The sequence below is a fragment of the Tabrizicola sp. genome, from assembly GCF_031377265.1.
In the GTDB taxonomy this organism is placed as follows: domain Bacteria; phylum Pseudomonadota; class Alphaproteobacteria; order Rhodobacterales; family Rhodobacteraceae; genus JAUYQR01.
In genome coordinates this window covers 1-12,228 of the sequence record NZ_JANMET010000114.1, presented here as the reverse complement: position 1 = coordinate 12,228, position 12,228 = coordinate 1, and the positions used below count along the sequence as shown (strand labels likewise).

General features: G+C 63.4%; 9 protein-coding genes and 1 pseudogene. 7 read left to right on the top strand and 3 right to left on the bottom strand.

Features of this window, described 5'->3' with window-relative positions; genetic code table 11:
• Together RMO18_RS06740 and RMO18_RS06735 are read right to left on the bottom strand one after the other, a co-directional pair.
• Window positions 1-474, bottom strand: a pseudogene (locus RMO18_RS06740) (ornithine carbamoyltransferase); the annotation flags it as partial.
• Window positions 475-549: 75 nt separating this feature from the next.
• Complete coding sequence (locus tag RMO18_RS06735) at window positions 550-1,734, bottom strand: aspartate aminotransferase family protein (protein ID WP_309664749.1); 1,185 nt, start codon at window positions 1,732-1,734, stop codon at window positions 550-552.
• Window positions 1,735-1,978: 244 nt separating this feature from the next.
• On the opposite strand from RMO18_RS06735, the gene RMO18_RS06730 reads away from it, so the two are divergent.
• Complete coding sequence (locus RMO18_RS06730; protein ID WP_309664748.1) at window positions 1,979-2,425, top strand: GNAT family N-acetyltransferase; 447 nt, start codon at window positions 1,979-1,981, stop codon at window positions 2,423-2,425.
• Between the two features lie 155 nt (window positions 2,426-2,580).
• Window positions 2,581-3,168, top strand: a complete 588-nt coding sequence (locus RMO18_RS06725; protein ID WP_309664747.1) for a GcrA family cell cycle regulator — start codon at window positions 2,581-2,583, stop codon at window positions 3,166-3,168.
• Window positions 3,169-3,431: 263 nt separating this feature from the next.
• Here the strand turns inward: RMO18_RS06725 and RMO18_RS06720 are convergent, their stop codons facing one another.
• Window positions 3,432-5,444 carry an AsmA family protein gene (locus tag RMO18_RS06720; RefSeq protein ID WP_309664745.1) on the bottom strand — a complete coding sequence of 671 codons (2,013 nt, stop codon included), beginning with the start codon at window positions 5,442-5,444 and terminating at the stop codon, window positions 3,432-3,434.
• A gap of 174 nt (window positions 5,445-5,618) precedes the next feature.
• On the opposite strand from RMO18_RS06720, the gene RMO18_RS06715 reads away from it, so the two are divergent.
• From RMO18_RS06715 to RMO18_RS06695, 5 genes are all read left to right on the top strand, one after another.
• Entirely contained in the window at window positions 5,619-6,122 is a 504-nt protein-coding gene (locus RMO18_RS06715) for a cytochrome b/b6 domain-containing protein (RefSeq protein ID WP_309664744.1), read from the top strand.
• Window positions 6,123-6,477: 355 nt separating this feature from the next.
• Complete coding sequence (locus RMO18_RS06710) at window positions 6,478-8,535, top strand: serine/threonine-protein kinase (RefSeq protein ID WP_309664743.1); 2,058 nt, start codon at window positions 6,478-6,480, stop codon at window positions 8,533-8,535.
• Window positions 8,536-8,744: 209 nt separating this feature from the next.
• On the top strand, window positions 8,745-10,049 hold the full coding sequence (locus RMO18_RS06705) for a transporter substrate-binding domain-containing protein (protein ID WP_309664741.1): 1,305 nt from the start codon (window positions 8,745-8,747) through the stop codon (window positions 10,047-10,049).
• 127 nt (window positions 10,050-10,176) lie between these two features.
• Complete coding sequence (locus RMO18_RS06700; RefSeq protein ID WP_309664740.1) at window positions 10,177-11,271, top strand: LysM peptidoglycan-binding domain-containing protein; 1,095 nt, start codon at window positions 10,177-10,179, stop codon at window positions 11,269-11,271.
• 220 nt (window positions 11,272-11,491) lie between these two features.
• The coding region (locus RMO18_RS06695) for a radical SAM protein (protein ID WP_309664739.1) at window positions 11,492-12,228 on the top strand (737 nt) is incomplete at its 3' end.

Genomic DNA, 12,228 nt, shown 5'->3' with positions numbered 1-12,228 from the left:
GACCACTTTGCGTCCCGCGATCGGCCCGCGATGTTCCTCATAGGTCATCACGTCGGCCATGATCTGGCAGGGGTGCGTGCGGTTGGTCAGCCCGTTGATCACCGGCACCGTCGCATGTTCCGCCATCTCCAGCAGCGTCGCTTCTTCGAACGTGCGGATCATGATCAGATCGACATAGCGCGACAGCACCCGCGCAGTATCTGCAATCGTCTCGCCATGACCCAGTTGCATCTCCTTGCCCGACAGCACCATCGTCTCGCCGCCCATCTGGCGCACGCCCACATCGAAACTGACCCGGGTCCGGGTCGATGGCTTTTCGAAGATCAGCGCCACCATGTGGCCCTTCAGCGGCTGCTCATCATCCGGCGCGCCTTTCGGGCGGCCATTGCGCGCCGCCTTCATCGCATGGGCCGAGGTCATCATCGCGCGCAATTCCGCCGCAGCGGTGGTGTGGATATCAAGGAAATGTTTCATCGTGTTCGCTTTCTGTAAGTACCGGCATCCTACGGCACCAAGTTCCCCGTGGGATTGTTTGAAAAGTGAAAGAGATCAGACCGCCGCCCCGCGCCCAACCTCTGCAGCGGCGCGGTCCAGCCGGTCCAGCGCCTCGGCGATATCGGCATCCGGGATGTTCAGTGCCGGAAGCAGGCGCAGCACATTGTCCGCCGCCGCCACCGTCAGAACCCCAGCCGCATACCCGGCCTTGACCATGTCAGCATTGGCCACCCGGCACTTCAGGCCCAGTATCAGCCCCTGTCCGCGCACCGCCTCGAACACCTCCGGGTGCCGTGCCACCAGCGATTCCAATCCCTGCCGGAACAGCGCCGCCTTGCGGCTGACATCGGCCAGAAACGCATCCTCGCCGACAATGCCCAGCACCGCTGCCCCCACGGCGCAGCCCAGAGGATTGCCGCCGTAGGTGGAGCCATGCGTGCCCGCCGTCATGCCCAACGCCGCCCGTTCCGTCGCCAGCACCGCGCCCAACGGAAAACCGCCGCCGATGCCCTTGGCCACCATCATGATATCCGGCGTCACCCCGGCCCATTCATGCGCGAACAGCTTTCCCGTCCGCCCCATCCCGCATTGCACTTCGTCAAAGATCAGCAACGTGCCGGTGCTGTCGCACAGATCGCGCAAGCCTTTCAGACACTGGTCTGGCACCACCCGGATGCCACCCTCGCCCTGAATGGGTTCAATGATCACCGCGCAGGTCTGATCGGTGATCGCAGCGCGGATTGCATCGTGATCGGCCCATTTCAACTGCCGAAACCCCGGCATCAGCGGGCCGTAACCCTTGACCATCTTCTCAGACCCTGCGGCAGCGATCGCTGCGGTGGATCGGCCGTGGAACGCCCCCTCGAAGGCAATGAACTCCACCCGCTCCGGCTGGCCGTTCTCGTAATGGAATTTCCGCGCCATCTTGATCGACAGCTCGGCGGTTTCGGTGCCGGAATTGGTGAAGAACACGGTGTCAGCAAAGGTCCGCTCCACCAGCATCGCCGCCAGCCGCTCCTGTTCCGGAATGCGGTAGACGTTCGACACATGCCACAGCTTTTGCGCCTGATCGGTCAGCGCCTTTACCAGCGCCGGGTTCGCATGGCCCAGCGCATTCACCGCAATGCCGCCGCCAAGGTCGAGATAGCGCTTGCCGTCATCGGCGGTCAGCCATGACCCTTGGCCACTGACGAAAGCCAAGGGTGCACGGTTGTAAGTGGGCAAAACGGCAGGGATCATCACGGAAAACCCTTTCGGAAAGAAGCCATAGCCGTAACGGCTGCAAAGGCGGGGTGTCAACGAAGGAAGCTGCCCTCTGGCGCGGGGCAATGCGGAACCGATCGCCTTAGCGGCGTCGCCGGGCGATGGTTCGGGGGCGGGCGATGAATCTGTTCCGGTCGGTCATGCTGACCGGCTACGCGATGCGCGCGAAAAAGGGAAGCCCGAACTTGACAGGCGCGCCAGGCATCCTCATCCTTATCGCATGCAAACCAGTGCCGTACTCCTGCGCCTCGGCCCCGAGGATGCACCCCTGCTTTGGGACGCCGATGTCTTCGATGGCCCGGTTCATCAGGATTGGCTCGCCGCATTCCTTGCCGAACCCTCGCATCTTATCGTCGTCGCAGTGCTGGACGGGCGCGTTGCGGGCTTTGCCAGCGGCGCAGTGCTGCACCATCCCGATAAACCACCCAGCCTGTACATCATGGAACTCGGCGTGAACGAAGACGCGCGCAGGCAAGGCATTGCCACCACCCTCGTGGCCGCAATCCGCAGCGATGGCCGTGCCCGCGGGTGCCAAACAGCCTTTGTGCTGGCCGAACCCGACAATGCAGCAGCCCGCGGGCTCTATTCACAGCTTGCGGCGAAAGAGACGCCCGATGTGGTAATGTTCGACTGGGATGCCCCCGATACCCCCACCAGCGACGGGTGATCGGCTGACGGCCACGCCCGACGCCCCCCGCATGCGCCACGCCACAAGCGTGACCTCGCGCAAACCGCGCTCCGCGCTTGATCTTCGGCCCTTCGCCTTGTATCCCGTGCCGTCGCGGTTACAATGCCGCCACAAGCCGCCAACTGGAGAGAACGATGTCCTGGACCGACGAGCGCGTCGAGACGCTCAAGCGCATGTGGGGCGAAGGCCAGTCGGCCAGCCAGATCGCCAAGGAATTGGGCGGTGTCACCCGCAATGCCGTGATCGGCAAGGTGCATCGCCTTGGCCTGTCCAATCGGGTTGGCGGCAAGGATGAGGTCGAAGACGTTCCTGTCGCCGCCGCCCCCGCCGCGGCAGCCCACCGGATTGACCCCGCGCCGCGCGTCGAACCGCGCCCGGCCGCCGACCCGGCCCCGCGCCCTGCTGCAGCACCCGCTTCCAACGTGACGCCGCTGCCGATGCGCAAGGCGATCATTCCGGCGGGCCAACCCCTGCCGCCGCAACCCTCGTTGAACGAGATCAGCCCCGAAGCGCTGGCCTCCGTGCGCGAAGTGGAAAAGCGGGCCAAGCGTCTGACGCTGATGGAACTGACCGAACGCACCTGCAAATGGCCGATCGGCGATCCCGCGACCGATGATTTCTGGTTCTGCGGCCTGCCGTCCCTGCCGGGCAAACCCTACTGCGAAGCCCACGTCGGTGTCGCCTTCCAACCGATGAGCGCGCGCCGGGATCGGCGGCGCTGAGGCGCACCTGACGCCTGTTCTGCGTCCCTTTCAGCTAACGTAGGTCGTGAAACGGGGTGCGGCGCCGTTCAACCAGCGCCGTACCCGGCCTGTCGTGCCTCTTCCGCCCCTCAGCGCGGTTCAGCGTGGCCCAGTTACCGGGCGCGCCGCGAAACCACGTCCCAGACCACGCAATATGCCTATGGGTGCGATGCCATCACTGTGATCGCGCCCCATACCAAGCCGAAGCCACAGGCGGCCCAAATCTGCGCAGCAATGCCGCCTCAGTTATCCTGCAGAAAGCCTTCCAGCAACTTGCGCGTCTCCTCCGCCAACGCTTCTTCCGCCCGCCGCTTGGTGGCGTCTTCGACGGTTTCGCCGGGCAGTACCTCGACGCCCAGCTCCTCCTTCAGCCTTTCCTCCAGCTCCGCCTTCGCCTTGGCCTCCGCCTCCTTCGCAGCCGCCCGCGCCCGCTCTTCCAGCGCACGCGCTTCGGCTTCCATCTTCTCGCGGGCGATGCCTTCCAGATCCAGACGGAACTTCGGCGCGGCCCAGGTCCCGGTGATCAGCAAGGGCACCATCACCCCGCCCGTGCCATCGGTTTCCGCCAGCGCTGTCGGCCTGATCCGGTAGTCCAGCGTCCGCGCCCCGATGCCAACCTCACCAGATCCCGACGCTGTCACATCGGGTGCCACCAGCTTCAGATCGCTGTTCGACAACACGCCGTCCGCGATGGTGAAGGTTCCCGCCAGCCCGTCAAAGGTGGTCTTCTGGCCCTCGCCCACAAACCCCGCATCCAGCGTGCGCAACATGCCGCCAAGGTCGAACCCGCGCAATTCACCCTTGCCCAGTTCCAGCGTGCCCTGCCCCTTCAGGCTTTGCATGATCGCCTCGACCGAATTGCCGACGCCCAGAAACTGCAGATCCAGATTGCCACTGCCCACCAGCCGGTCATAGCCCGCAAGGTCGGCCAGCAGCGGCTGCATCTGCAGGCCGGCAAAGCCAAGGTTACCTCCCACGGATAGCCCTCCTCGCCCATTGACCACGAACTCGCCGGTGATCTGCCCGCCATAGGCCGCCATCTCGCGGATATCGAACACCGCCCGCGCGCGCTCGACCGTCAGCTTCAGGCCGGTCGGCCCCAGCTTCAACTGCCCCAGGTCAACCGAAGGTGCCACCAGCGCCACCGCCATATCCACCGCGCCAAGATCCGACACGTCGATCACATCGTCAGACCAACCCTCGGCCACCCCGCTGCTAACATCGCCGCCAGTATCGCCACCGGTACCGCCCGACAAACCGGCCAGCCTCAGCGGCCCGGCCTTCAGCTGCGCCGAAAGCTTTGGCCGCGCGCCACCCGGCGTCAGATCGGCGTCGCCGCTCAGCGTATTGCCATCCGCGACGATCGTCGCCCCCCGCAGGAACAGCGCCCCGTCCTTGGCCAGCGTCAACTGCCCCTTCACCGACAGACTGTCCGCCCCAAGGCCCTGCGGCAACGTCGGTGCCCCGGCGCCCGCCAAGGCCGCCAGCGCCGCCACATCCGCCATATCCGCCGCCAGCGCACCTTCCGCCATCAACGGCTTGGTGCCCAGCCGCCCGTCAAACGTCACCGTCGATCCGCCCGCCGTCAGCGCCGCCTGAAACGGCACCACCCGGCCCTCGGTAAAGGCCGAATACACCCCCGCCGTCGCGGTCAACCCTACCGCCTGCCCGCCCGATACCGCCGTCCCGGTCAGCGTCACTGGCCCGGTAAACTCAGGGATCGCCACCTCCGCCTCGATCGCATCCAGCGCCACCCGCCGCCCCGACTGGTGGTCGATGAACAGGAACGTACCTTCCCGGATCACGCCCTTGTCCAGCGCATAGGCCTGGCCCACGCCCGGCGTTTGCGCCGAAACCGTGCCGCCCGCCTTGCCACCGAACACCCAGTTTTCCTGCCCCTCGGCACTGCGCTCCAGAATGATCTGCGGCCGCACCGCCTCGATCCCGGTAATCCTCACCTCGCCGCCGAACAGCGCCGACAGGTTGATATCGATGGTCAGCGCGTCGGCCTTCAGCATCGGCCCTTCATCCGACCAATCCGCGTTGGCAATGGTGACAGGCCCGGTTTTCACCCCCAGCGTCGGCCACAGCGTCGGCGTCACCGACCCTTCCAGCACCAGCTTGCGTCCGGTCAGGCTTTCGAACTTTGCCGCCGCCGCACCGGCCACCCGATCGCCCGGAACCAGCGCCAGCAACCCCGCCGCCAGCAACACAAGCACCGCCAGCCCCAGCCCCACGCGGATGATCCAGCGCATCCATTCCCCCGAAAAAACATGACGTTGATACCGAGTCTACGCCCCGTCCCCGCACCAAACAAGACAGCGATTCCCCCCGCGCATCAAATGGCCGAGATCGCCACCATCAAGAAATCCTTGCGAAAGACGCACCTTCGCGGCACCTTTCCCGCAACTGGAAAAGCGAGACATCGCATGCCCGCCCGCTACGCCCGCGCCTTGGTTGTCCTGCATTGGCTGATTGCTTCGCTGGTGCTGCTTGGCCTGATCGGTGGCACCTTCTTTGTGGACGAAGTACCAAATTCCGACCCCGCCAAGATCGGCGCGCTGGCCGGACACATGATCATCGGCGGCGCGATCCTTGTGCTGATGCTCGTCCGGCTGATCATTCGCCTGCGCGCCGACGTGCCGCCTTCGGTCAATGCTGCGTCCACTGCCGCGCATTGGGGGCTCTACCTCCTTGTCTTCGTGATGGCGGGATCGGGGATTACGATGTCGCTCGCCATCGGCCTGCCCAACATCGTGTTCTTCGGTCAGGGCAGCCTGCCTGCAGATTTCAACAGCCTCACCGCCCGCACCGTGCACGGCATCGCCGCAAACCTGTTGATCGCGCTGGTTGCCCTGCACGTGGCCGCGGCCATTTGGCATGCCGCGGTCAAGACAGACGGCGTAATGGCGCGGATGGGTCTGCGGCGCTAAAACCATCGGCCGACCGGCACCAAGATCATCGCGGGCGGGACTTGATACCTTAAGGCCGACGGCGCCTCACCGACCAAAATCCGGTGCAAACACCTTCACATAACACCATTCGACGGTGCGGCCGAATCGGTGCCTGACCGGTCGGCCATTGCTCATCCGGGCAGTCCGATCCAGCAATTTGCCCCTGAATCAGCCCGGAACCTTCAATATTCCTTCGCACCGCCCCATTTTCGCCGCCATCTAAATCAATCCAGAGTGGAATGATGACGTGCGCCAAAGACGAGTTTGCCGCTTTTGGTTGAAACGAATTTCTGGGTCGGCACTGAAAACGGGTCTTCTTTGAAAGGAACCGGAAATGGCACAACAGAATGTTGCTGACGTTTCGACGGGCGACGCCAACGGCGAGCTTGACGAGCTTCAGCCTGGCACCAAGCTCCTCAACGGCCAGTACACCATAACCCAGTTCCTCAACAACGGCGGGTTCGGGATCACTTATCTGGCGCGCGACAGCCTGAACCGGGTCGTGGTGATCAAGGAATGCTTCCTCAGTTCATTCTGCCGCCGCAGCAAAGATGTTGTCACCGCCCGGTCGCGCGCTCACACCTCCGAACTTCGCTCGGTAGTGCAGCTGTTCATCCGCGAGGCGCATAATCTGGCAAGGCTTGTTCACCCCAATATCGTGGCGGTGCATCAGGTGTTCGAAGACAACGGCACTGCCTATATGGCGCTTGACTACATTGATGGCCGCGACCTTCTCGATGTTATCGACGACGGCGTAACCAAGCTTGCCCCCGACGAGATCGTGCGGATGACGGAAAAGCTGCTGGCCGCGGTGAAGTTCATCCATGACAACGGCATGCTGCACCGCGACATCTCGCCCGACAACGTTCTGATCAGCCGCAGCGGAGAGCCGGTCCTCATCGACTTCGGCGCCGCGCGTGATCAGGTTGCCAAAGGCGGCCGCACGATGACCGCGATGCGCGTCGTAAAGGACGGCTATTCGCCACAGGAATTCTACATCGCAGGGTCCGAACAGGGCCCCTACAGCGATCTCTACTCCCTTGGCGCGACGCTGTACCATGTGATTGCCGGCTCTGCCCCCTCAAATGGCCAGATGCGGTTGTCCGAAATGGCCGAAGGCCGGCCCGATTCCTATCTGCCGCTTGCCGGCCGCTTTGAAGGTTACCCGAAGGGGTTTCTCGAAGCGATCGACACTGCGATGAACATCCGCCCCAAGGAACGGGTGCAATCGCCGGGCGAATGGCTTGCCTTCTTCCGCAAATCAGGCGTGCTGCCAATCTATCCCGAACGGCATGGTTTCGCCGTGCCGCAGGTTCTCGCCGAACCAACGATCAGCGCCCCGGCATTTGACGCACCCGCCCCATTGGCACCGGCACGCTCCGAACGCATCGCCAGCCCGGCTGTCAGCGTTGCACCTTCCGGCAAGAAAGTCCCCGCACTGGTGGCAGGCGGCCTGGTCGTGGTGGCAATAGCCGCAGGGCTGGTCTTCGCGATGAACCGCGGCCCCGCAACTTCTGAAGTCGTCGCAGCAGTTGCGCCCGAAGTCGCAGAGCTTGCGCCGGAAACCGCAGTGGCCGCCGAAACACAGGCCGTCGCCGCACCCGCTACCGTTGTCGCCGAAAGCACCGCTCCGGTTGCTGCCGATGATCCGGTCGTTGCCGTGGTTGAACCCGTAGTTGCCCAGCCAGAAGACACCGCCGCGGCCCCGGTTGCCGAGGCTCCTGCCGTCGAAGTCGCAAAGGCAGAGCCTGCAGCCCCAGCCGTCCAGCCACAGGTGCCGCTGCAGCAGCAGCAGATTTCCTTCGCCGCCTGGGATGTCCGGATGCCGTTCTACGAAGTCGAGCGTATCGTCAACGGCAACCGCACCCGCGTCGTGTCGCGCATCGACCCCACCGCCGATCTTGCCATTGCAGGCGATTGGCTGAAACCCGGCATCATCATCACCGCCGTCAACGGCACCCCGATCAAGGGCGCAGAAACCGTCGCCGGCATGGTGCTAAGCGGCCTGACAGTTGACCTGGACGGCTACGCCCGTTCCACCGTCCGCTTCAGCACTGCCGCCGGCAACGAACAGTCCGGCCTTCTCGCGGTCCAGACAATCCGGCTGCTCAGCCTTGCCAGCGGCGTCGATCTGGTGGTCAGCTTCAAAGACGGCCAATGGCTGACAACGGTCAAGTCGGTAAAGGAAGGCAGTGCAACCAACCTTCTGCCAGGCGACGTGATCTTCCGCGAAAAGTTCACTGGCGTTGCCATCGACGGCCCGCAATCCTTTGAGACGGTGATGCCGGCCCTGATCGAACGCCAACTTGCCACCGTCGAGCTTGCGGTGATCCGTGGCACCAAAGTCCAGTCTGCTTTCCTGCAACTGGCCATCGACGGCCCCGCGCCCTGATCCGCCAAAGGTCAAACCGCGATGCCTTAGCCTGAAGATCCGCGAAACTGCCTCCGCACCCTGCGCAGGTGGTTTCGTGCTGGCCTGAAGGTGCGGCCCGCCGCTCTGGCCCGCGCAAAGTCTACAAAAGCAAACCAAAATCACCGCATTAGCGCCTCAAACACGCCCAATTGCACCGATATCTGACAACTGATCATAGGAGGCGAACAATGCCAGGACAATTGACCGCCTTGCACGCAGGGCTGATGGCCGCGCTTTTGTCGGGCACGGCAGCCATGGCGCAGGATGCCTGCGCAAGTTACACTGTTCAGCCCAACGACAATCTGCGCTCGATGGCACGCCAGGCCTATGGCAACGGCGACATGTACCGCGTCATCTATGACGCCAATACCGACGTCATCGGTTACAATGCCGATCTGATCAAGGTCGGGGTAGTCTTGACAATCCCGTGCAATCCGAATGCGCCGGACCCGGTGACCGTTGCCGTCGAAGAACCAGCACCCGCAGCCGAACCGGCGCCCGCAGCCGAACCAGCACCCGCAGCCGAACCTGCACCAGAAGAAGAACCGGCACCCGCAGCCGAACCTGCAGCAGAGGCCGAACCTGTACCAGAACCCGAAGTGGTGGCAGTCGTCGTCGCCCCCGAACCTGAACCACAACCCGAACCCGAACCCGAACCAGAGCCGGTCGTCGAAGCCGCGCCTGCGCCAGAACCGGTGCCAGAGGCGCTGACCGCCGCAGCCGCCGCCGCGCCCGAGGCAGTACCCGGCCAAAAGGCCCTCGGCTTTGTCACCGGCAACGGTTATGCGCCCTTTACCGACGAACGGCTGGCTGGCGGCGGCATGGTGACCCAACTTGTGGAAATGGCCGCCTTCCGTGCCGATCCACAGATGCCCTACACCATCACCTTCATCAACGATTGGCAGGCCCATATCGACGCCCTGCTGCCCTCGGGTGCTTATGACCTCAGCTTTCCCTGGGCGCGTCCGGATTGCGAAGCCCCCGAGACGCTGACCGCTGGCGACCTCAGCCGCTGCGAGAATTTCGTGTTTTCCGACCCGCTGTTCGAGATTGTGGAAGGCTTCTACGCCCTGCGCGAAAGCGGCCTTGCCGATGCCGTGCGTTATGACGATCTGTTCGGCAAACGCATCTGCCGGCCCGAAGGCAATACCACGGGCGTGCTGGATGCGGTCGGTCTTACCGGCGGTGCGGTGGAACTGATGCGCCCGGCCGATGCGGACGCCTGCTTTACCGCCCTCGCCGACGGCAAGACAGATCTGGTGGCGATGGATTTCGATGCCGGCAATGCCGCAATCAACCGCCTTGGGTTGGAAGAAACCGTGGTCGAAAACCCGCATCTGACCACGATCCAGACGCTCCACGTCATCGCTCACAAGTCGAATCCTGCGGCCGTCGCGGTGTTGGAAGAGATGAACAAAGGGGTGACCGAAATGTACCAATCAGGCGAGTGGTACGATATTGTTTCAACCGCCCTCGCACGACCCACCAAGTAACAGTGAAGTCAATAAATTGCCTTATTGGTGCCATGCACCTCGGGCTTTGTGAAACAATCAGTCAGCTTAACGCGGAATTGACCCAATAGTGTCGGCTCCGGCAACAAAAGTCAGAAGGACGAAACAGATGAAAGCAGCACATAATACGATCCGTATGTATGCTCTGGCGGCCATCGCGTTGGCATTGCCGGTCGCAGCATTCGCGCAGGAAAATTGTACCACCTACACGGTCCAGGAAGGCGACACGCTGGGCACCATCGCTCAGGCAGCCTATGGCACCTATGACTATCAGATGATCTTCAACGCCAACCGCGATGCGCTGGCCGCCAACCCGAACAATCTTCCCGCCGGCCTGCAACTGATCCTGCCTTGCGAAGACGGACGCCTGTCGCCCGACACCGAGCTTAGCGCGATCATCACGCAGGAAACCGAAAAGCAGGAAACCACCAAAAAGAAAAGCAACACCTACGAGCCGGCATTGAAGTTCGTGTCGTCCAACGACTGGATGCCGTTTGCCGACGAATCGCTGACCGGCGGCGGTATCTTCGTGCGGATGGCGGCCACCGCGATGCAGCGAGGCGGCAATGACCGCGACTTTGAGATCGACTATGTCGATGACTGGATGTCGCATATTGACGTGCTGCTGCCCTCGGGCGCGTTCGACGTCTCGATCGCCTGGGAATCGCCCGATTGCACCAAGCTGGACATGCTTGGTGAATTCTCGGCCCGGATGTGCACCGAATTCGACTTCTCGCTGCCGATCTATGAAACCGCCTACGCCTTCAACACGCTGATCGACAGCAAATATGCCAACGCCCGCACCTTCGCAGACTATGCCGGCGCCAAGATCTGCCGTCCCGAAGCCTGGCCAACGGGCGACCTCGAAGTGCAGGGCCTGGCCCCGCCGGTGATCGAATTCGTACAGCCGAAAAGCCCGCTGGAATGCGCAGAAATGCTGCTGGCAGGTGAGGTTGATCTCTACTCTATCGAAGCCGAAACCTCGGCCAGCAACTTTGCCGAGCTGAAGGCGGCCGACAAAGTGGTGCCGAACCCCGCACTGGCGACCTTCATCACCTACCACTTCCTGACCTCGAAGAGCAATCCGCGTGGCCGGGTCTACATCGCCATGCTGAACCGCGGCATCACCGAAATGCGCGAGTCCGGCGAATGGTACGACATCATCGCCACCGGCCTTGCTGAGTTCAACAAGCTGAGCCAGTAACCCTTTTCGGCAAACTGATCCCGACGGCCCCGCAGCACTGCGGGGCCGTTTGTCTTTGTAGGGCCGCAGCGGTCGACAACTGCCCCTTAACAACGCGCGCAATCCTTTCCAATTCCCTAATTCCTTTCGCCAAGCCATTGATTTTCCATGCACCGGCCATTTGTCCACGCGTGGACAAGGCCCCCTACCCATCTAGCCGATTTCCCGCTATATCCCGCCCATGTCCGAAAACCCGCCCATCCTCCGCCCCGACCTCGCCCGATCCCTGATACCCGATACCCGGCGGCCAAGGGCGGACGGCTCACGCCAGCCCACGATCGGCATGGTTTCCCTCGGCTGCCCCAAGGCCCTGGTCGATTCCGAACGCATCCTCACCCGCCTGCGCGCCGAAGGCTACGCGATCTCGCCCGACTACAAGGGGGCGGACGCCGTCATCGTCAACACCTGCGGCTTCCTCGACTCGGCCAAGGCCGAAAGCCTCGAAGCCATCGGCGAGGCGCTGGTGGAAAACGGCCGCGTCATCGTCACCGGCTGCCTCGGCGCGGAACCCGATTACATCACCGGCGCCCACCCCCGTGTCCTCGCCGTCACCGGCCCACACCAATACGAAGCGGTGCTGGATGCCGTCCACGCCGCCGTGCCACCTTCACCCGACCCGTTCATCGACCTGCTGCCGGCTACCGGCGTCACCCTGACCCCGCGCCACTACAGCTACCTCAAGATCTCCGAGGGCTGTAACCACAAGTGCAAGTTCTGCATCATCCCGGATATGCGCGGCCTCCTGCAGTCCCGCCCCGCCCACGCCGTCCTGCGCGAGGCGGAGAAACTGGTCGAGGCAGGGGTCAAGGAACTGCTGGTGATCAGCCAGGACACCTCTGCCTACGGTGTTGACCGCAAGCACGACCTCTCCCCCTGGAAAGGCGGCGAGGTCCGCGCCCACATCACCGACCTCGCGCG